A 19,775-nucleotide genomic window follows, 5' to 3' on the forward strand; every position below is an offset into this window, starting at 1 on the left:
ATTTTGGCGATGTTTTTGGTTGGAATGTAGTGCTCTTGAGGTACTAAACGCTGCCACAAAATAACCTGTCAGTTATTTTCATCTCAAAAATAAATTAATTAATTTTAAAAAAAAATTATGCCAACTATTAATCAGTTGTTAAGAAAAAAAAGAGTTAAACAAGTTTCTAGGAACAAAGTTCCTGCTTTACAGAAGCAACCTTTGAAAAGAGGTGTTTGTGTTAAAGTTTATACAACCACTCCAAAAAAACCAAACTCTGCATTAAGAAAAGTTGCTAGAGTTAGATTGTCAAACGGTTTTGAAGTAACTGCTTATATTCCAGGCGAAGGTCATAACTTACAAGAACACTCAGTAGTACTAATTAGAGGTGGAAGGGTTAAAGATTTACCTGGTGTTAGATATCATATCTTAAGAGGAAATTTAGATACACAAGGTGTTGCAAATAGAAAACAGAGAAGATCTTTATACGGAACAAAAAAAGGTAAATAATGTCTAGAAAAAAAACTCAACCCAAAAAAAATGTAGTTCCTGATCCAAAATTTAATTCAACTATAATTCCAAAATTAATAAATAACATCATGTATGATGGTAAAAGAGGAATTGCTGCAAAAATAGTTTATGAAGCAATAGAGAAAATTAAAACAAAAACTAAAGACGAGCCTATAAATATTTTCAATGAAGCGATTAACAATATCAAACCAACAGTAGAAGTTAGATCACGAAGAGTAGGTGGTGCAACTTACCAAGTGCCTGTTGAGGTAAAAAGTAAAAGAGCCCAAGCGCTTGCAATAAGATGGTTAGTTGATTCAGCTAGAAAAAGAAAAGACAAACACATGGCAGATAAAATTTTTAACGAACTGTATGATGCTTATGAAAAAAAAGGTGCTGCAGTAAAAAAACGAGAGGATGTTCATAAAATGGCAGAGTCTAATAAGGCATTTGCTCATTTTAGATGGTAAAAATTTATGGCTAGAACTCATACATTAGATAAATATAGAAACATTGGAATCATGGCCCACATAGACGCTGGTAAAACAACTACTACAGAAAGAATTTTATATTATACAGGAAAAAGTCATAAAATTGGTGAAGTACATGATGGTGCTGCAACAATGGATTGGATGGAGCAAGAACAAGAGAGAGGTATCACAATTACTTCTGCAGCAACAACTTGTTTCTGGAATGACCACAGAGTTAATATAATTGATACTCCGGGCCACGTCGATTTTACAATTGAAGTAGAAAGATCTTTAAAAGTACTAGATGGTGCTGTGGCTGTATTTGATGGAGTTGCTGGTGTAGAGCCTCAATCTGAGACAGTATGGAGACAGGCAGACAAATACAAAGTTCCGAGAATTTGTTTTGTAAATAAACTTGATAGAACTGGTGCTGATTTCTTTAGATGTGTTGATATGATCAGAGATAGATTGGGTGCTAAACCATTAGTTTTACAAGTACCTATTGGAATTGAAGCTTCATTAACTGGAGTTGTTGATTTAGTTAAAATGAAAGCCCAAGTATGGAAAAATGAAGCACTAGGCGCAGAGTGGGAATATAAAGATATACCTGATGATTTAAAAGAAATTTCAGAAAAATACAGAACCGAACTAATTGAGTCTGCAGTTGAGCAAGACGAAAAGTTAATGGAAGCGTATTTAAACGGCGATGAAATTAAAGAGGAAGATTTAGTTAAATGTATCAGAAAAGGAACTTTAAATTTTAGCTTTGTTCCTGTTTTAACTGGTTCAGCTTTTAAAAATAAAGGTGTTCAACCTTTATTAGATGCTGTTATTAATTACCTTCCAAGTCCAGTAGATATTGGATCTATTAAGGGAACTAAAGTTGGTTCAGATGATGAAATTGAAATGAAGTTTGAGGATGGATCATCTTTTTCAGGTTTAGCATTTAAAGTTGCAAATGATCCTTTTGTTGGTTCATTAACATTTGTTAGAATTTATTCTGGTACAATTAAATCTGGTACAGCTGTGTACAATTCTTCATCAGATAAAGAAGAAAGAGTTGGTCGTATGCTTTTAATGCATGCAAACTCTAGAGAAGATATTAAAGAAGCAAATGCAGGTGATATTGTTTCTTTGGCAGGTTTAAAAAATACTATGACAGGTCATACTTTGTGTGACAAAGAAAATCCTGTTTTATTAGAGCCAATGGAATTCCCTGAACCAGTAATTGAAATTGCTGTTGAGCCTAAAACAAAAGGTGACCAAGAAAAAATGGGTGAAGCTTTAGCAAGATTAGCTAAAGAAGATCCATCATTTAGAGTATCATCTGACGAGGAATCTGGTCAAACAATCATCAAAGGAATGGGTGAGTTACACTTAGATATTATTGTTGATCGTATGAAAAGAGAATTTAAAGTTGAAGCAAATGTTGGAGCTCCACAAGTTGCTTACAGAGAGACAATAGAAAAATCAGCTGAATTTGAATATATACATAAAAAACAAAGTGGTGGCGCTGGTCAATTCGCTAAAGTAAAATTATTTGTTGAACCTCAAGAACCAGGTAAGGGTAGAGAAGTTGAAAGTGCCATTAAAGGTGGAGCTATTCCAAAAGAATTTATCCCCGGTGTTGAAAAAGGTATTGAGACAGTTTCTGATAGTGGAATATTAGCAGGTTTTCCTATGATTGATTACAAAGTAACAATTGTTGATGGTTTGCATCATGATGTAGACTCAAGTGTTCTAGCATTTGAACTTGCCAGCAGAGCATGTTTTAAAGAAGCTTGCACTCAAGGTGGATTAAAGCTTTTAGAGCCCATTATGAGAGTAGAAGTTGTTACTCCAGAAGATTATATGGGTGATGTAATTGGTGATCTAAACAGTAGAAGAGGCCAAATTAGCACTCAAGAGCAAAGAGGTAATGCAACTGTAATCACGGCAATGGTTCCTTTAGCAAATATGTTTGGCTACATAAACAATCTAAGGTCAATGTCTCAAGGAAGAGCGCAATATTCAATGTTCTTTGATCATTATTCTAAAGTTCCACAAAACGTTCAAGATGAAGTAACTAAAAAGGTAGCAGGTTAATGGAAAAACAAAATATTAGAATTAAACTAAGAGCATACGATAATAAAGTTTTGGATGCTTCTACCGAAGAAATAGTTAATACAGTTAAAAGAACTGGAGCTACTATAAAAGGTCCAATACCACTTCCTACTAGAATTGAAAGATATACAGTTTTAAGATCTCCACACATTGATAAAAAAAGTAGAGAGCAATTTGAGTCTAGAACTCACAAAAGATTAATAGATATTATAGAACCAACACCACAAACAGTAGAAGCTTTAATGAAATTAGACTTAGCTTCAGGTGTAGATGTGGAGATAAAAATTTAATTATGAGCGAGATAGCTTTATTAGGTAAGAAAATTGGCATGACTAGAGAATTTTATAAATCTGGTCAGTTGGTGCCTGTTACAGTTCTTAAAGTTGAAAAAGCTAGAGTTATTCAAGTAATTGAGGAAGAAAAAAGAGGTTACAAAGCTGTTCAACTTGGATATGGAAAAATTAAAAATTCAAAATTAACAAAAGCAATGAAAGGTGTTTTTGCAAAGAAAAACACTGAAGCTAAGAAAAAATTAAAAGAATTTAGAGTAAACGATACTTCTGCTTACAAAGAAGGAAATGAATTTGGTTTAGAAATTTTCAAAGATATAAAATTTGTAGACACAAGATCAAAAACGATTGGTAAAGGTTTTGCTGGTGCAATGAAGAGACATAATTTTGGAGGCTTAAGAGCTAGCCATGGTGTTTCTATTTCTCATAGAGCTCATGGTTCAACCGGACATAGTCAAGATCCAGGTAAAGTTTTTAAAGGAAAAAAAATGGCTGGTCATATGGGTGATAAGTTAAGAACAATGCAAAATATCGAAATAATAAAAACAGATTTAGAAAATGAGTTACTTTATTTAAAGGGATCCATTCCAGGATCAAAAAATGCTGAAGTGATGGTTAAAAAATCAGTAAAAAATATAAACAAAATGACAATCAGTGAAAAGCAAGCTGCTGCTGAGGAAGCAAAAAAAACACCAGATAAAAAGAAAAAATAATGAAATTAGATAAAATTAGCATAGACGGAAAAAAAGATACTATTGAAGTCTTAGATAAAATATTTTATGCAAAAATTAATCAAAAGTTAGTTGCTAGTGTTTTATACAAAACAAATGCCAACTACAAAGGTAGACACGCTAAAACTAAACAACAAAATGAAGTAAAAGGTCCAACATCAAAAATTTATGCACAAAAAGGAACTGGTGGAGCAAGACACGCTAGTAGAAAAGCTCCTATTTTTGTTGGTGGTGGTATAGCTCATGGTCCAAAAGGTGAATTAGCTTACAAAAAAAGAAAGTTAAATAAAAATGAAAAGAAACAAAGTGTTGCTTCTTTAATTACTGAAAAAAATAATAATAAGAACTTATTAATTTTAAATGATTTTAATTCTGAAATTAAAAAAACAAAAGAAATGAATTCAATAATTAATAAACTAGAGATTTCTAATTCATTAATTATACTCGATAAAAACTCTAAAGATAAGATAGAAAAATCTGTAAGAAATATTCCTAACGTAAAAGTTACTGACGTAAATCATTTTAGTGCTTACGATATTATAAAATTTAAGAAAGTAGTTTTTACTGAAAGCTCAGTAAAAGAATTGGAGAAAAGGTTTTCTTAATATGGATAAAATTCATTTATACGATAAAATTCTTTTTCCAGTTGTTACTGAGAAATCAACAAATCTATCAGAATTGAACAAAATTACTTTTAAGGTTCCTGATGGTGCTAATAAAAAAAACCTAAAAAAAAATATTGAAAAAATTTTTAAAGTTAATGTCACTAAAATTAACATCATCAATAAACAAAATAGAACTAAACTCACTAGAGGTAAAAAAGTGAAAGTTTCAGGATACAAAAAAGCTATTATAACTCTAAAAAAAGGTCAAAGCATTGATCTAACAACAGGAATTTAAGAAAATGGCATTAAAAACTTTTAAACCATACACAAAATCTACCAGAGGTACTATTTTAGTAGATAGAACAGGTCTATGGAAAGGCAAACCTTTCAAAACTCTTGTTTCTCCAAAAAATGCTATGAAGGGTCGAAATAATAATGGACACATCACTTCAATTAACAGAGCAGGTGGTCATAAGAAGATGTATAGACATGTTGATTTTTATAGAAAAAAATTTGACATGGAGGCTACTGTTGAAAGAATAGAATATGATCCGAATAGATCTTGCTACATAATGTTGGTCAAATTTGAAGATGGAACACATTCGTATTTTTTAGCTCCTCAAAAAATTAAAGTCGGAGATAAGATTGAGAGTGGATCGAAAAAAGAAATTAAAATTGGAAATTGCATGCCGTTACAAGATATACCTGTTGGTATCAATATTCATAACGTTGAAATTCAACCAGGTGGTGGAGGTAAAATAGCTAGAGCCGCTGGTTCTTCAGTTACAATTAGTGGATTAGATGGAAATTATAGTTTAATTAAATTAGCGTCAGGTGAAGTACGTAAAATAGACTCTAGAGCTTTAGCTACTATTGGAATTTTAAGTAATCCTGATCAAAAAAATATTAAAATTGGAAAAGCTGGTAGATCAAGATGGTTAGGAAGAAGACCTCATACTAGAGGTGTTGTTAAAAATCCAGTTGATCACCCACATGGAGGTGGTGAAGGTAAGTCAGCAGGAGGAAGGCATCCAGTGTCTCCAACAGGACAATCAGCAAAAGGTTTAAAAACTAGAGACAATAAGAGAACAGATAAATTTATAGTTAAGAGAAGAAATAAAAGGAAGGATACTAAGTAATGGCTAGAGCTGTATGGAAAGGACCATTTGTTGAAGAAAGCTTGATGAAAAAAGTAGACAAGTACAAAGATGATCCGAAGAAAATTCCAATTAAAACTTGGTCTAGAAAATCTACTATTCTTCCAGATTTTGTAGGGGTAGCTTTTCAAATATATAATGGTAAAAAATTTATTCCAATAACAGTATCAGAGGATATGGTTGGTCATAAATTAGGAGAGTTTGCGCCAACAAGAACTTTTTTTGGACACACACCAGCCGATAAAAAAGCTAAACCAGCAGAGAAAAAATAATTATGGGAAAGAAAAAGAAAATTGATAAAAACAACAATAAGACTGTAAAGTCTATAAACAATGGAATTAGATCTAGCGTAAGAAAGATTAATCCAATTCTAAAAAGTATTGTTGGTAAAAAGGTTGATGTAGCTATTAGAGACCTGCAGTTTTCAGAAAAAAGAGTTACAAGAGATATTAGAAAGACAATTAGCTCAGCTGTTGCAAACGCTGAAAATAACTTTCAATATGATATTGACAATTTAATTGTCAAAGAAGCGTATTGTGGAAAAAAAATTGTTATGAAAAGATTTAGACCAAGAGCAAAAGGTAGAGCGGCACCAATTTTAAAACCTTGGTCAACAGTAACTATAATTTTATCAGAGGCAAAACAAATGGAGAAACATGGGACAAAAGGTTAATCCTGTAGGTTTTAGATTAGGTGTAAACAGAGGTTGGGACTCTGTTTGGTATGCTAAGAAAAAAGATTTTGGCAGCTATCTAATTGAAGATTTTAAAATAAGAGAATACATAAAGAAGAATGTAATTAATTCAGGTGTATCTAAAGTGATGATAGAGAGAACATCAAACAAATGTTACGTTACAATTTACACATCTAGACCTGGATTTGTAATTGGTAAAAAAGGTAGTGATATTGATAAAATTAAAAATAACTTATCAAAATTTACGACAAATGAAGTCAACTTAAATATCAAAGAGGTTAAAAAACCTGAAACAAATGCATATTTAGTTGCTGAAAACATTGCACAACAGTTAGTAAAAAGAATTTCATACAGAAGAGCCATGAAAAGAGCTATGCAATCATGTATTAGACTAGGTGCAAAAGGGATTAAAGTTTCAGTAAGTGGAAGATTAGGTGGTAATGAGATCGCTAGAACTGAATGGTTAAGAGATGGTAGTATACCATCACACACTTTAAGAGCAGATATAGATTATGCAGAAGCGGAAGCTCTTACAACATATGGAATTATTGGAATTAAGGTTTGGATCTATAAAGGTGAAGTTTTTGCAAGAGAATTTAGCCAGGAAACAAACAAAGTCACTCCAAAGGAAGGTAAACAATAATGCTTCAGCCAGTAAGAACTAAATGGAGAAAAGCTCATAAAGGAAGAATTCATGGTAATGCTACTAGAGCAAGTACTATTAATTACGGTGCATATGCTTTGAAAGCATTACAGCCTGAAAGAGTTACTGGAAAACAAATTGAAGCTGCTAGGGTTGCTTTAACTAGACATATGAAAAGACAAGGCAGAGTATGGACAAGAGTTTTTCCAAATATTCCAGTTTCTAAAAAACCAATAGAAGTTAGAATGGGTAAAGGAAAAGGATCACCAGAATATTTTGCATGTAGAGTAAAACCTGGAAGAATTTTATTTGAAGTTGATGGTGTTTCTGAACAAATTGCCAAAGAGGCACTTTACAAAGCTTCAGCAAAGCTACCAATAAAAACAAAGACAATAAAGAGATTTGCATAAATGAAAAAACAAGAAATTAAAAAATTAAGCAAAGATGAAGTTATCAAAAATATTGATAAGCTTAAAAAAGACTTATTTAATTTTCGATTTCAAAAAATGAATTCTCAAATAACTAATCCTGCAAAAATTGGAGAAACAAGAAAAACAATTGCAAGATTGAAAACAATTTTAAAAGGAAAATCAAATGCCTAAAAAAATATTAACAGGAGTGGTGATAAGCGACAAACCTAATAAAACAATTACAGTTATGGTAGAGAGAAAATATTCACACCCTGTATTGAAAAAAGTCATTAGAGTCAGAAAAAATTACAATGCTCATGATGAAAATAATACATTTAAAACAGGTGATAAAGTTTCAATTATTGAAAGCAAACCATTTTCAAAAAATAAAAAATTTCAAGTTATGGAGAATAATAAATAATGATTGGTGTACAGACAGAATTACAAGTTGCTGACAACACTGGTGCAAAAAGAATAGAGTGCATCAAAGTATTGGGTGGATCTAAGAGAAGATATGCCAGCATTGGAGATACAATTGTAATTGCTGTGAAAGAGGCTATCCCTAAGGGCAAAGTAAAGAAAGGAACCGTTCATAAAGCTGTAGTAGTAAGAGTTAAAAAAGGAATTCATAGAAACGATGGATCAAAAGTAAAATTTGATAATAATGCAGCAGTATTAGTTGACGATAAGGGTGAACCAGTTGGTACTAGAATATTTGGCCCTGTTACTAGAGAATTAAGAAGTAGAGGGCAAATGAAAATAATTTCACTAGCGCCGGAGGTTTTATAAGATGATTAAAAAAGGTCTAAAAGTAAGAGTGCTAACTGGAAAAGACAAAAAAAAAGAGGGTGAAGTTATCGAAATCGACAGAGCAAATAATAGAGCCAAAGTAAAAGAAATTAATATGGTTAAAAAACACGTTAAAACAACAAAAGAGAAAAAAGGTGGTATTTTTTCAAAAGAAGGTTTTATTCATTTATCAAATTTAAAATTAATAGATGAAAAAGCAGAAAAGAAAAAAGAGGCTAAGAAATAATGACTCCAAGATTAAAAGAAATTTTTAATAAAGAAATACAACCAGCTTTAAAAGACCAATTTGGCTTCAAAAATATTTATATGGCGCCAAGAATTGAAAAAATTGTTTTAAATATGGGTCTTGGTTTAGATGGTTCAGACTCTAAAATTCTTAAATCGTGTGAAGAGGATATGGCTAAGATAACAGGCCAAAAACCTGTAACTACAAAATTCAAAAAATCTGTAGCTAATTTTAAGACAAGAAAAGGATCTAATGCAGGCTTAAAAGTAACTTTAAGAAAAAATAAAATGTATGAATTTTTAGATAGATTAGTAAATATTGCTCTTCCTAGAATTAAAGATTTTAGAGGATTGTCGCCAAAAGGTTTTGATAAATTCGGAAATTATACTTTTGGCATAAAGGAACACATCATTTTTCCAGAAGTTAGTTTTGATAGAGCTGATAAAGTTAGAGGCTTAGATATCGTTATTGTTATAAAAGCTATTAACAAAGAGCACAGCTTTGCATTGTTAGAAAAAATGAATTTTCCGTTTATTAAAAAAGGAGACAATTAAAAATGGCTAAACTTAGTGCTGTAAATAAAAACAAAAAAAGAATTAAACTTTCAGACAAGATGTTCAAGAAAAGACAAAATTTAAAAAAAATAATAATGGATAAAAAACTTCCATTAGAGGAAAGATTTAAGGCGCAGCAGAAATTATCAAAATTGCCAAGAAATTCAGCTAAAACAAGAGTGATGAATAGATGTGAGATAACAGGTAGACCACATGGTGTTTATAGAAAATTGAAAATATCAAGAATTGCTCTTCGACAATTAGGTTTACAAGGAAAAATACCTGGCTTAGTTAAGTCGAGCTGGTAGGAAGGAAAATTATGAGTTTAAGTGACCCAATAGGAGATATGATAGCTAGAGTTAAGAACGCTCAAGCAAGAAATCATAAAAAAGTAGATCTGCCATCATCAAACTTTAAATCAAAAATTGCAGATATACTAAAAAATGAAGGATTTATAAAAGATTTTAAAATTAGTTCAGAGGATAATAAACCAACATTGTCTTTAGAACTTAAATATCATTCTGGTAACCCAGTAATTAGTGCATTTGAAAGAGTTTCTAAACCAGGAAGAAGAATTTTTTCTAGTGCTGAAGGTTTACCTAAAATTAATAACGGTCTAGGTATTGCAATAGTTTCTACACCAAAAGGTGTAATGACTGATATTGATGCCAGAAAACAACGTGTTGGTGGTGAAATTATTTGTAAGGTATTTTAATGTCTAAAATTGGAAAAATAAATATATCAATCCCAGAAAAGGTTAAAGTTGCTTTAGCTGGCAACATTATAAATATAGAAGGGCCACTAGGAAAGAAATCAATAAATATTGATTTAGATATGTTTAATTTGGATATCAAAGAAGGAAAAGAGATTTCAATTAAACCAAAAAAAATTGACCAAAATTCAAAAAGACTTTGGGGTATGAACAGAAGTTTAATTAATAATGCCGTGATTGGCTCGAGTACTGGCTACGAAAAAGTGTTAGAGCTTGTAGGTGTTGGATATAGAGCGGCATTAAAAGGAAATCAGCTAAATTTACAATTAGGCTACAGTCATGATATTGATTTTGACATTCCAGAAGGAATTAAAATTGCTGTAGAAAAACAAACTACACTTAAGATCACTGGATCTGACAAACAATTAGTTGGTGAAGTTGCATCAAAAATTAAAACATTTAGAAAAATTGAGCCATATAAGGGTAAAGGTGTTAGAGAAAAAGGCCAATATGTTCTTAAAAAAGAAGGTAAGAAAAAATAATGAAACTAAACACTAGTATTAGAAAAAGATTTAGAGTTAGCAACAAAGTAAAAAAAGTTGCTCCAAAAGATAGATTTAGATTAAGTATTTCAAGATCTGCCAAAAATATTTCAGCTCAAATCATTGATGATACAAAAAAAGTAACTTTGTTATCAGCTTCATCCATTGAGAAAGATGTAAAATCATCTGATAAAATTAACAAAACAGAGCTTTCAAAATTAGTTGCCCAAAAGCTTGCAAAAAAAGCTCACGAAAAAAATATTACAAAAATTTATTTTGATAGAGGATCTTATAAATATCATGGTAGAATTAAAGCATTTGCAGACACGTTAAGAGAAAATGGGATGGAATTTTAATTATGGAAAATAACAAAGACAAAAAAACAGACGATATTTTAGAAAAGTTAGTTCATATCAACAGAATTACAAAAGTTGTAAAAGGTGGAAGAAGATTTGGTTTTTCAGCTCTTGTAGTGGTAGGGAATCAGGCTGGAAAAATTGGAATAGCACACGCGAAAGCAAAACAAGTTCCAGATGCAATTAAAAAAGCTAATGAAATGGCGAGAAGAAAATTAACACATATACCTTTGAGAGAAGGAAGAACAATCCACCATGATGTAAAAGCTAAAGATGGCTCTGGTAGAATAGTTTTAAGAGCAGCATCAAAAGGTACAGGTATTATTGCAGGGGGTCCAGTTAGAGCAGTATGCGAGGTATTGGGTGTAAAAGATATTGTTGCTAAATCAATGGGCACATCAAATGCACACAATGTGATTAGAGCTACTATGAAAGCTTTAATGAAACAAAATTCACCAAAACAAATTTCAGCAATAAGAAATAAAAAAATATCAGAAATTATTGAAAAAAGAGGATAATGATTACATTAAATACAAGACAGAAAATTAATAAACCTAAAATTAGAGTAGGAAGAGGTATTGGTTCTGGAAAAGGTAAGACATCTGGGAGAGGTGTTAAAGGTCAAAAATCTAGATCTGGTGTTGCAATAAAAAGTTTTGAAGGTGGTCAAATGCCTTTATACAGAAGATTACCTAAAAGAGGTTTTAATCCAATTTCAAGAGAAAACATTGCAATTTTAAACTTGGAAAAAATTCAGTCTTATATTGATAAAAAAAATATTAATCCAAATGAAGTGCTTAATTCTTCATCTCTAAAAAAATTAAAATTAATAAACAAAAACTCTACAAAATTAAAAATATTAGGTACTGGAGAGTTAAAAGATAAAATTAATATTGAGGCTGACTTGGCATCAAAATCAGCAATAGAAAAACTAGAAAAAATTGGTGGATCTATTCAATTAAAAAAATAATTTGTTTAAATGAGCGCATCATCTTCAACAAATGATCTAAGAAATAGAATAATTTTTACCATAGCAATCCTTGCGGTATATAGATTTGGTACGTTTGTTCCTTTACCAGGAATTGACCCAGAACAATTAAAAATCATGATGGACGGTAATCAAAAAGGGTTACTTGGTATGTTCAATGTTTTTGCTGGCGGTGCCGTCAGTAGAATGGCAATTTTTGCGCTTGGTATAATGCCATACATATCATCAGCTATTATAGTTCAGTTGTTAACAGGAGTTTCAGATTATTTTAAGAATTTAAAAGCTCAGGGAGAAACTGGCAGAGCAAAGATTACACAAATTACAAGATATGGAACAGTTTTACTCGCTACAGTTCAAGGTTATGGTTTATCGGTGGGTTTAGAGTCTTCTGCAGATTTAGTAATTAATCCAGGAGCATTTTTTAAAATTACAACAGTAACAACCATTGTTGCTGGTACAATTTTTCTTATGTGGTTAGGAGAACAAATCACTCAAAGAGGAATTGGAAATGGAATTTCTCTAATTATTTTTGCCGGTATCGTTGCTGAAATACCTAGAGCTTTAGTTACAACTTTTGAATTAGGTAGAACAGGCGCTGTATCAACTTTCATGATCTTAGCAATTTTTGTTCTTTTAATATTAACTATTTTATTTGTTGTTTTTATGGAGAGAGCGTTAAGAAAAATTCTTATCAATTATCCTAAGAGACAAATGGGAAACAAAATGTATGGTGGAGAGTCTTCTCATTTGCCATTAAAAATTAATCAAGCAGGAGTAATACCTGCAATTTTTGCATCTGCTTTATTATTATTACCAGTTACTTTTTCTAATTTTTCTTTTTCAAACAACGAAACTTTTTTAAACTTAAGTTCTTATTTTACTCAAGGTCAACCTTTGTACATGTTGCTATATGCATCTGGTATAATATTTTTTACATTTTTCTATACTTCAATTACATTTAACCCAACCGAAACAGCAGAAAACTTAAGAAAATATGGTGGCTTTGTACCAGGAATTAGACCTGGTGAAAGTACAGCTTTATATATCGAAAATATTTTAACTAAACTTACTACAATAGGCGCTCTATATTTGACACTTGTATGTTTGATGCCAGAATTTTTAATAGCTAATTACCCAATTCCTTTTTATTTGGGTGGTGCATCTATTTTAATTGTTGTTGTTGTAGCCATTGATACTGTAACTCAAATTCAAACAAGATTAATGAGCTCTCAATACGAACAATTAATTAAGAAAACTAAATTTGGAAAATAAGTGAATATAGTTTTGTTTGGACCGCCTGGTGCTGGTAAAGGTACTCAAGCTAAATATTTAGTAAAGAAATTAAATTCTTTTCAAATCTCAACCGGTGAACTTTTAAGAGAAGAAATATATAAAAATTCAGATATTGGTAAGACAATAACCAATGATATGAAAAATGGTAAATTTGTAAGTGATGAAATTGTAAATAAGCTTATTGAAAATTTAGTTTCTGACCCTCAAAAAAAAAATAGATTAATATTTGATGGATACCCTAGATCATTGAGCCAAGCAAAAAATTTAGATATTTTACTTGAGGCATCAAATCAAAAGATAGATTTAATTTTGTATCTTAAAGTTGATAAAGATACAGTGGTAAAAAGACTAGAGAAAAGAAAAATTATTGAAAATAGATCAGACGATGAAACAAGCACTATTCTAAAACGTTTTGATACATACATGAACACGACAGAGCCAGTACTGAATTACTACTCAGAGAATCCTAAATTTAAGGAAATTGATGGGAGCTTAGAAATAGACGAAATAACAAGGAAAATAGACACTTTTATAAATGTTTAAGACGTTGACTTTGATTAATCTTCTTATATAAAAGGCACAATTTATCACAAAAACTATGGCTCGTATCGCAGGTATAAACATTCCACAAAATAAACTTGTCCACATTGGACTAACATATATTTACGGAATTGGAGATAAATTCTCACAACAAATTTGTTCTTCTCTAGAAATTCCAAGAGCCAAAAGAGTGAATGAGTTAACTGACGATGAAATTTTAAAAATAAGAGAATATATCGATCAAAATTTTAAAGTCGAAGGAGATCTTAGAAGAGATTATTCTTTAAGTATTAAAAGATTAATAGATCTTGCATGTTATAGAGGAACAAGACATAGAAAAAAATTACCTGTACGAGGTCAAAGAACAAGATGTAATGCAAGAACAAGAAAAGGAAAAGCAATCGCTATTGCAGGGAAGAAATTAACACCAACTAAAAAATAAAAATGGCAAAAACAGAAAAAACTGACAATAAAGATCAGAAGGTAGAAAAATCTTCTAAAAAAAGTGCAAAGAGTTCTTATTCAAAAAAGAAAAAGATAAAAAAGAATATTTTAAATGGAATTGCTTATGTGCAATCAACATTTAATAACACAATAATTTCAATTGCTGATACAAATGGTAATGTAATATCCTGGGCATCTGCTGGACAGAAAGGATTTAAAGGATCAAGAAAATCTACACCTTATGCAGCTCAAATAGCAGCGGACTCTGCAGCATCAAAAGCATTAGAGTATGGAATGAAAACATTATCTGTTGAGGTTAAAGGGCCTGGTTCAGGAAGAGAAACTGCATTAAGAGCTTTACAAGCAAGAGGTTTTAAAATTTTGTCAATTAAAGATACAACACCTATGCCTCACAACGGAACTAGACCACCAAAAAAAAGGAGAGTTTAATGGAAGTAGAAAACGTTAATGTTAAAAATTGGAAATCTTTGATTAAACCATCTAAATTAGATGTTCAAATTAGTGATGACTTAACACATGCTAAGATTATAGCTGAGCCTTTAGAAAAAGGTTACGGATTAACTTTAGGAAACTCCTTAAGAAGAATTTTGCTTTCTTCAATCAGAGGAGCTGCGGTTACCTCAATACAAATAGATGGTGTTCTGCATGAATTTACATCAATTAAAGGTGTAAGAGAAGATGTAACAGACATAGTATTAAATGTTAAATCACTAGCTTTAAAATGTAATTCTGAAGGTACAAAAAAATTAGTTTTAGACGCAAAAGGTCCAGGAGAAATAAAAGCTTCAGACATTGCTCCTGTGACGGATGTAGAAATATTAAATCCTGAGTTAGTAATTTGTAACTTAGATGAAAACACTACTTTTCACATGGAAATGAATGTAAACACTGGAAAAGGGTATGTTCCAGCTGAGCTAAATAAACCAGAGGAGCCACCATTAGGTTTGATTGCAATTGACTCTTTGTATAGTCCTGTAAAAAAAGTTTCTTATTCTGTTAGCACAGCAAGAGAAGGTAAGGCTCTTGATTATGATAAATTAACAATGGAAGTAGAAACAAACGGTTCAATTTCTGCAGAAGATGCTGTTGCGTATTCTGCAAGGATTTTTCAAGACCAGTTGAAAATGTTTGTTAATTTTGATGAGCCAGTTGAAGCTCCAGTAAAAGAAGTTTCATCTGAACCTGAGTTTAATAAGAATTTATTAAGAAAAGTTGATGAATTAGAGCTATCTGTTAGATCAATGAATTGCTTAAAAAATGACAACATAATTTATATTGGTGATTTGGTTCAAAAATCTGAGGGTGAAATGTTAAGAACACCAAATTTTGGAAGAAAATCTTTAAATGAGATTAAAGAAGTTTTAACTGGAATGTCTCTTTATTTAGGTATGGAAATACCAAACTGGCCACCAGATAATATTGCAGAAATGTCTAAAAAATTAGAGGAAGCAATTTAATGAGACACGGCTTAGCCAACAAAAAGTTAAATAGAACTTCTGAGCATAGAAAAGCTCTGTTAAAGAATATGTTAAATTCTTTAATAAAATATGAACAGATTAAAACTACATTGCCAAAAGCAAAGTTTTTAAGACCTCAAGCTGACAAAATTATTACTCTAGGTAAAAAAGATACATTGCAAACAACTAAGATGCTTGTATCTCAATTGCAGGATATTAAATCAGCTAATAAAGTAAAAAAAACTCTTTCTAAAAGATATTCAAATAGAAAAGGTGGCTATACTAGAATTATTAAAGCGGGTTTTAGATATGGTGATAATGCTCCAATGGCAATTATCGAATTTGTAGATAGAGATGTTGAAGCAAAAAGAGTAGATAAGAAGAAAAAAGATACGTCAAAAGAAGCTCCAAAGACAGAAGAGAATAAACAAGCTACAGCTTAAATCCTAAGTCATGAATAAATCATACATCGTTGATTCAACGTGTAATGATATGCGTATTGATAGATGGATGAGATTAAATATTGGAAAAATACCTCAAGGTTTAATTGAAAAATATCTTAGGACAGGAAAAATTAAAATTAACAAAAAAAAAGTTAAAAGTTCTCACAAAATAAAAAAAGGAGATCAGATAAATATATTTAATATTGAATTTAAAGAAAGAGTAGAACAAAAAAAAATAAAATTTTTACCTACTAAAGAAATAATAAAATCAAACGAAGATCAAATAATTGATGATAATGATAATTTTGTTGTATTAAATAAAGCATCAGGAATATCAGTACAAGGTGGTACAAAATCTAAAAAAAACTTAATTGATATTTTCGCAAAGAGTGAAATTTTTAAAGGAACAAAACCTTATTCTGTTCATAGATTAGACAAAGATACATCTGGTGTATTTATAATGGCAAAAAATAGAGAGAGTGCACAGTTGCTAACATCATTATTTAGATTAAGAAAAGTACATAAAACTTATCTTGCCATATGCCAAGGAGAAGTAAATAAAAACACAGGTGTTTGGGATGATGACATAATAAGATATGATGGAGATAAAAAGTTAGTAGAAAAAGCAAAAACTATATTCAAGGTAATAGATAAAAATTCTGAAGCATCTTTTTTGGAGTTAAAACCAATAACTGGAAGAAAACATCAGTTACGTAAACAACTTTTTGCAATTGGAAATCCTATATTTGGTGATACGAAATACAAACTGTCTAAGTCAGACAAAGGTATAAATAAAAATCTTATGCTGCACTCATATCAAATTAAATTTAAAATAAATGATATGAAGTATACTTATTCAGCCTTATTACCAGAATATTTTAAAAAGTTGTTAAAATCAAAAAGACTTAGTTTTTCAAATTTGAAATAAAATTTTTGATAATTTCATTATTTAAGTTAGAATAATCTTGATTTGAAATTTTTTTTAAATTTGTAACACCTTTATCAGATATTCCACAAGGTACTATTTTTTTATAATTTTCTAGGTTGTTATCAACATTTATTGCAAATCCATGATATGCAATCCACTTACTCACTCTAATACCTATCGCAGCAATTTTTTGAATTTCATTTTTGTCTTTATACCATATTCCAATATTTTCTTTATCAGGAAAGGTTTCAATATTATATTTTTTTAAACTTTGAATAATCGTGTTTTCAATGCTTGTAATAAATTTTCTAATGTCTTTTTTTTCTCTTAGATCAATAACAAAATAACAAATTAATTGACCTGGACCATGATACGTAATTTTTCCACCTCTGTTTGTTTTTAATAGATCAATTGATTTATCAATTATTTCATTTTCTTTATACGAGGTACCCGCAGTAAAAATTTCAGGATGCTCTAAAATCCAAATTAATTCTTTTTCTTTATTAGCTGTAATATTTTTTAATCTAGACTCTAATAGATCAATTGCCTCAAAATAATTTACCGGTTTTATTGACTTTTTGATCTCTATATCCATTTAAAATTTGTAATATTTTAATTATGTATTAATAGTGCACAACTAAATTATAGGTACATTTATGTCTTTAATTAAAAAAACTAAAGATAAAAAAGTAAATTTTGAATTCAATAAAGAATATTTGAGAGTTGTTACCTCTAAAATAGCTAACAATGATGCAAAATTTATTAACGATTCATTCAATGAAATGCACCCTGCTGATGCAGCAGACATAATTGAACACTTAAGCATTAGTGATAGAGAAAGTTTAATTAAATTAAATAATTTTAATATTGATGCAGAGGTTTTTGTAGAATTAAATGAGTCTATACAAACTGAAATAATTAAATATTTATCTTCAGATTCAATTGTAACTATTCTTACCAACTTAGAGTCAGATGATGCTATTTCGATTTTAGAAAATGTACCCGAAGAAGACAAGAACACTATATTAAGCTCATTACCACCTAAAGATAGATTTGCTCTGTTAGAAAGCTTAAGCTATCCTGAAGATACTGCTGCTAGACTTATGCAGCGTGAGTTTACAGCTATACCAAGCAACTGGTCTGTAGGTCAAACAATTGACTACCTAAGAGAAAATAAAGATTTGCCTGAGGAATTTTTGGAAATTTTTATTGTTAATGAAGAATTTAAACCTATTGGAACAGTCCCATCATCAAGAGTGCTTACTTCACCGAGAGACACAAAGATGGCAAGCATTATGTCTGAATCTCAACTATTAGTGCCTGTAGATATGGATAAAGAAGAGGTAGCTAATCTTTTTGAAAATTATAATCTTAACTCAGCAGCTGTAGTTGATAAAAATAATAAATTGGTAGGAATGATAATGAACGATGATGTACTTACAGTTTTAAAAGAAGAGGCCGAGGAAGATGCATTAAGACTTGCAGGTGTAGGTGATGAGGAAATTACAGATGGTGTTGTTACAAAAACTAAAAGAAGATTTAACTGGCTTTTACTGAATTTATTTACCGCTTTTTTAGCTACTTGGTGTATCAGTCTGTTTGGAGCAACTATTGAGCAAATGGTTGTTCTTGCTTTCCTAATGCCAATTGTTGCTTCAATGGGTGGTAATGCAGGAATGCAAACATTAGCTGTTACAGTCAGAACAATTGCAACTAATGACTTAACCCAAAATAATTTTTCATCAAATGTTTTTAAAGAATTTTCAATTGGTATATTAAATGGAATTATATTTGCCGCTATAAGTGCTTTAATTGTTCAAATTTGGTTTCAAGATAGTATTCTTTCAATAATTATTTCAATATCAATGGTACTAACTATGATTATAGCTGGACTGTTTGGTATACTTGTTCCTTTTACATTAAAAAAAATGAATATTGATCCCGCAATTGCATCTAGTGTTTTTGTTACGACCATTACTGATGTAATAGGTTTTGTGTCATTTTTAGGTGTTGGGGCTTACTTTCTTTAAAAGTTATCAATTAATCTTATGTTATCAATATAGTAAGCAACAAATAAACGTGAGCCTTTAACAGTATTAGATATTTTAAGATTTTTAATTGATCTTAATTCTAAGTATTCAATATTAATTTTCAAAAATTTCTCAAAATATTTCATTTGAATGTTTAAACTTTGTTTTATTTTTTTACTATTTGCTAAATTTCTTTTTAATTTAATTAGATTTTTACTTAAAAAACTTGCTTTTTTAATTCCATTTAAATCTAAATGATTATTTCTTGAAGACAAAGCTATTTTGTTTTTATTTCTGATTGTTTTGCATGGAATAATAGAGGCTTTACATTTATTTTTTAGATAATTTTTTATTAAGAAATATTGTTGATAATCTTTTTTACCCATAAATATTTTTTTCGGATTTACTAGATTGGTTAACCTTCCCATTACATCTAGAACTCCTTCAAAATGGCCTTTTCTATATCTAGCACATAAAATTTTATCTTTATTTGCGATTTTTATGTTTGATTTTTTATTATTATTATAAATGTCTTTAAATTTTGGGATGTATAAGAAATCTACTTTTTTAGTTTTTTTTAAAATTTTAATATCCTTTTTAATATTGGTGGGATAGTTCTTAAAATCTTTTTTATTGTTAAATTGTTTGGGGTTAACGAAAATACTTACTATTGTCTTTTTGCAAGTTCTATTTGATTTTTCTATAAGTGATAAATGACCCTTATGTATACTCCCCATTGTGGGAACAAACCCAACATCATTAAATGGCCTTAAAGCTTCATATAATGAATTATTATTTAATATAATTTTCATTTGTATTAGAAAATTAGATAAGTAAAA

33 protein-coding genes are annotated in these 19,775 nt (G+C 30.1%); 31 read left to right on the top strand and 2 right to left on the bottom strand.

Going from position 1 to position 19,775, the window contains the following annotated elements; translation table 11 throughout:
• The first annotated feature begins 117 nt into the window (after nt 1-117).
• The 30 genes from rpsL to ACTTA8_RS02280 are packed head-to-tail and all read left to right on the top strand — an operon-like array spanning nt 118 to nt 16,906.
• On the top strand, nt 118-489 hold the full coding sequence (rpsL, locus tag ACTTA8_RS02135) for a 30S ribosomal protein S12 (protein WP_075506813.1): 372 nt from the start codon (nt 118-120) through the stop codon (nt 487-489).
• Complete coding sequence (gene rpsG, locus ACTTA8_RS02140) at nt 489-959, top strand: 30S ribosomal protein S7 (protein ID WP_075506812.1); 471 nt, start codon at nt 489-491, stop codon at nt 957-959. The genes rpsL and rpsG overlap by 1 nt, the downstream gene beginning before the upstream one ends.
• Before the next feature lie 6 nt (nt 960-965).
• Nucleotides 966-3,044: an elongation factor G gene (fusA, locus tag ACTTA8_RS02145; RefSeq protein ID WP_440648601.1), complete on the top strand. Its 2,079-nt coding sequence runs from the start codon at nt 966-968 to the stop codon at nt 3,042-3,044.
• Complete coding sequence (gene rpsJ / locus ACTTA8_RS02150) at nt 3,044-3,352, top strand: 30S ribosomal protein S10 (RefSeq protein WP_023853699.1); 309 nt, start codon at nt 3,044-3,046, stop codon at nt 3,350-3,352. Before fusA ends, rpsJ begins: the two co-directional genes overlap by 1 nt.
• A gap of 2 nt (nt 3,353-3,354) precedes the next feature.
• On the top strand, nt 3,355-4,065 hold the full coding sequence (rplC, locus tag ACTTA8_RS02155; protein ID WP_440614291.1) for a 50S ribosomal protein L3: 711 nt from the start codon (nt 3,355-3,357) through the stop codon (nt 4,063-4,065).
• Entirely contained in the window at nt 4,065-4,688 is a 624-nt protein-coding gene (rplD, locus tag ACTTA8_RS02160) for a 50S ribosomal protein L4 (RefSeq protein ID WP_440654071.1), read from the top strand. Before rplC ends, rplD begins: the two co-directional genes overlap by 1 nt.
• Before the next feature lies 1 nt (nt 4,689).
• Nucleotides 4,690-4,983 carry a 50S ribosomal protein L23 gene (gene rplW / locus ACTTA8_RS02165; protein WP_262589101.1) on the top strand — a complete coding sequence of 98 codons (294 nt, stop codon included), beginning with the start codon at nt 4,690-4,692 and terminating at the stop codon, nt 4,981-4,983.
• 4 nt (nt 4,984-4,987) lie between these two features.
• Nucleotides 4,988-5,827, top strand: coding sequence for a 50S ribosomal protein L2 (gene rplB / locus ACTTA8_RS02170; protein WP_075506807.1), 840 nt, complete (start codon nt 4,988-4,990; stop codon nt 5,825-5,827).
• Nucleotides 5,827-6,117, top strand: a complete 291-nt coding sequence (gene rpsS, locus ACTTA8_RS02175) for a 30S ribosomal protein S19 (protein WP_075506806.1) — start codon at nt 5,827-5,829, stop codon at nt 6,115-6,117. Before rplB ends, rpsS begins: the two co-directional genes overlap by 1 nt.
• A gap of 2 nt (nt 6,118-6,119) precedes the next feature.
• Entirely contained in the window at nt 6,120-6,518 is a 399-nt protein-coding gene (gene rplV, locus ACTTA8_RS02180) for a 50S ribosomal protein L22 (protein ID WP_440614293.1), read from the top strand.
• Entirely contained in the window at nt 6,502-7,182 is a 681-nt protein-coding gene (gene rpsC, locus ACTTA8_RS02185) for a 30S ribosomal protein S3 (RefSeq protein ID WP_440654072.1), read from the top strand. Before rplV ends, rpsC begins: the two co-directional genes overlap by 17 nt.
• Nucleotides 7,182-7,592 (top strand): 50S ribosomal protein L16, encoded by a 411-nt coding sequence (gene rplP, locus ACTTA8_RS02190; RefSeq protein ID WP_075506803.1) that lies wholly within the window; start codon nt 7,182-7,184, stop codon nt 7,590-7,592. Before rpsC ends, rplP begins: the two co-directional genes overlap by 1 nt.
• Nucleotides 7,593-7,784, top strand: coding sequence for a 50S ribosomal protein L29 (rpmC, locus tag ACTTA8_RS02195; protein ID WP_075506802.1), 192 nt, complete (start codon nt 7,593-7,595; stop codon nt 7,782-7,784).
• A complete protein-coding gene (gene rpsQ, locus ACTTA8_RS02200; RefSeq protein WP_428080011.1) occupies nt 7,777-8,013 on the top strand; it encodes a 30S ribosomal protein S17 in 237 nt (78 codons plus the stop codon). The genes rpmC and rpsQ overlap by 8 nt, the downstream gene beginning before the upstream one ends.
• On the top strand, nt 8,013-8,381 hold the full coding sequence (gene rplN / locus ACTTA8_RS02205; RefSeq protein WP_008544079.1) for a 50S ribosomal protein L14: 369 nt from the start codon (nt 8,013-8,015) through the stop codon (nt 8,379-8,381). The genes rpsQ and rplN overlap by 1 nt, the downstream gene beginning before the upstream one ends.
• A gap of 1 nt (nt 8,382) precedes the next feature.
• Entirely contained in the window at nt 8,383-8,628 is a 246-nt protein-coding gene (gene rplX / locus ACTTA8_RS02210) for a 50S ribosomal protein L24 (protein WP_262589105.1), read from the top strand.
• Nucleotides 8,628-9,182, top strand: a complete 555-nt coding sequence (rplE, locus tag ACTTA8_RS02215) for a 50S ribosomal protein L5 (RefSeq protein WP_262589106.1) — start codon at nt 8,628-8,630, stop codon at nt 9,180-9,182. The genes rplX and rplE overlap by 1 nt, the downstream gene beginning before the upstream one ends.
• A 2-nt stretch (nt 9,183-9,184) precedes the next feature.
• Complete coding sequence (rpsN, locus tag ACTTA8_RS02220) at nt 9,185-9,490, top strand: 30S ribosomal protein S14 (protein ID WP_075506797.1); 306 nt, start codon at nt 9,185-9,187, stop codon at nt 9,488-9,490.
• Nucleotides 9,491-9,501: 11 nt separating this feature from the next.
• On the top strand, nt 9,502-9,897 hold the full coding sequence (gene rpsH, locus ACTTA8_RS02225; RefSeq protein WP_428080012.1) for a 30S ribosomal protein S8: 396 nt from the start codon (nt 9,502-9,504) through the stop codon (nt 9,895-9,897).
• Nucleotides 9,897-10,436 carry a 50S ribosomal protein L6 gene (rplF, locus tag ACTTA8_RS02230; RefSeq protein WP_262589108.1) on the top strand — a complete coding sequence of 180 codons (540 nt, stop codon included), beginning with the start codon at nt 9,897-9,899 and terminating at the stop codon, nt 10,434-10,436. The genes rpsH and rplF overlap by 1 nt, the downstream gene beginning before the upstream one ends.
• Nucleotides 10,436-10,792 carry a 50S ribosomal protein L18 gene (gene rplR / locus ACTTA8_RS02235; protein ID WP_440654074.1) on the top strand — a complete coding sequence of 119 codons (357 nt, stop codon included), beginning with the start codon at nt 10,436-10,438 and terminating at the stop codon, nt 10,790-10,792. The genes rplF and rplR overlap by 1 nt, the downstream gene beginning before the upstream one ends.
• A 2-nt stretch (nt 10,793-10,794) precedes the next feature.
• A complete protein-coding gene (rpsE, locus tag ACTTA8_RS02240) occupies nt 10,795-11,310 on the top strand; it encodes a 30S ribosomal protein S5 (protein WP_075506793.1) in 516 nt (171 codons plus the stop codon).
• A complete protein-coding gene (gene rplO, locus ACTTA8_RS02245) occupies nt 11,310-11,762 on the top strand; it encodes a 50S ribosomal protein L15 (protein ID WP_075506792.1) in 453 nt (150 codons plus the stop codon). The genes rpsE and rplO overlap by 1 nt, the downstream gene beginning before the upstream one ends.
• A gap of 9 nt (nt 11,763-11,771) precedes the next feature.
• Nucleotides 11,772-13,052, top strand: a complete 1,281-nt coding sequence (gene secY, locus ACTTA8_RS02250) for a preprotein translocase subunit SecY (protein ID WP_075506791.1) — start codon at nt 11,772-11,774, stop codon at nt 13,050-13,052.
• Nucleotides 13,053-13,616, top strand: coding sequence for an adenylate kinase (locus tag ACTTA8_RS02255; RefSeq protein ID WP_440648593.1), 564 nt, complete (start codon nt 13,053-13,055; stop codon nt 13,614-13,616). It begins immediately after the preceding gene.
• A gap of 55 nt (nt 13,617-13,671) precedes the next feature.
• Nucleotides 13,672-14,055, top strand: coding sequence for a 30S ribosomal protein S13 (gene rpsM, locus ACTTA8_RS02260; RefSeq protein ID WP_075506789.1), 384 nt, complete (start codon nt 13,672-13,674; stop codon nt 14,053-14,055).
• A gap of 2 nt (nt 14,056-14,057) precedes the next feature.
• Complete coding sequence (gene rpsK, locus ACTTA8_RS02265) at nt 14,058-14,507, top strand: 30S ribosomal protein S11 (protein ID WP_075506788.1); 450 nt, start codon at nt 14,058-14,060, stop codon at nt 14,505-14,507.
• Nucleotides 14,507-15,535, top strand: coding sequence for a DNA-directed RNA polymerase subunit alpha (locus ACTTA8_RS02270; protein ID WP_075506787.1), 1,029 nt, complete (start codon nt 14,507-14,509; stop codon nt 15,533-15,535). Before rpsK ends, ACTTA8_RS02270 begins: the two co-directional genes overlap by 1 nt.
• Nucleotides 15,535-15,978 carry a 50S ribosomal protein L17 gene (gene rplQ / locus ACTTA8_RS02275; RefSeq protein WP_262589113.1) on the top strand — a complete coding sequence of 148 codons (444 nt, stop codon included), beginning with the start codon at nt 15,535-15,537 and terminating at the stop codon, nt 15,976-15,978. Before ACTTA8_RS02270 ends, rplQ begins: the two co-directional genes overlap by 1 nt.
• 10 nt (nt 15,979-15,988) lie before the next feature.
• Nucleotides 15,989-16,906, top strand: coding sequence for an RluA family pseudouridine synthase (locus ACTTA8_RS02280; RefSeq protein WP_440654075.1), 918 nt, complete (start codon nt 15,989-15,991; stop codon nt 16,904-16,906).
• On the opposite strand, the gene lipB is transcribed toward ACTTA8_RS02280, so the two are convergent.
• Entirely contained in the window at nt 16,884-17,501 is a 618-nt protein-coding gene (lipB, locus tag ACTTA8_RS02285) for a lipoyl(octanoyl) transferase LipB (protein ID WP_440654077.1), read from the bottom strand. The two genes, ACTTA8_RS02280 and lipB, sit on opposite strands and share 23 nt — an antisense overlap.
• A 61-nt stretch (nt 17,502-17,562) precedes the next feature.
• On the opposite strand from lipB, the gene mgtE reads away from it, so the two are divergent.
• Nucleotides 17,563-18,936 carry a magnesium transporter gene (mgtE, locus tag ACTTA8_RS02290; RefSeq protein ID WP_440633440.1) on the top strand — a complete coding sequence of 458 codons (1,374 nt, stop codon included), beginning with the start codon at nt 17,563-17,565 and terminating at the stop codon, nt 18,934-18,936.
• Here the strand turns inward: mgtE and ACTTA8_RS02295 are convergent.
• Nucleotides 18,933-19,748: a pantoate--beta-alanine ligase gene (locus ACTTA8_RS02295; RefSeq protein ID WP_440654079.1), complete on the bottom strand. Its 816-nt coding sequence runs from the start codon at nt 19,746-19,748 to the stop codon at nt 18,933-18,935. The two genes, mgtE and ACTTA8_RS02295, sit on opposite strands and share 4 nt — an antisense overlap.
• Nucleotides 19,749-19,775 lie beyond the last annotated feature (27 nt).

Source organism: Candidatus Pelagibacter sp. HIMB1506 (assembly GCF_052047935.1).
In the GTDB taxonomy this organism is placed as follows: Bacteria; Pseudomonadota; Alphaproteobacteria; order Pelagibacterales; family Pelagibacteraceae; genus Pelagibacter.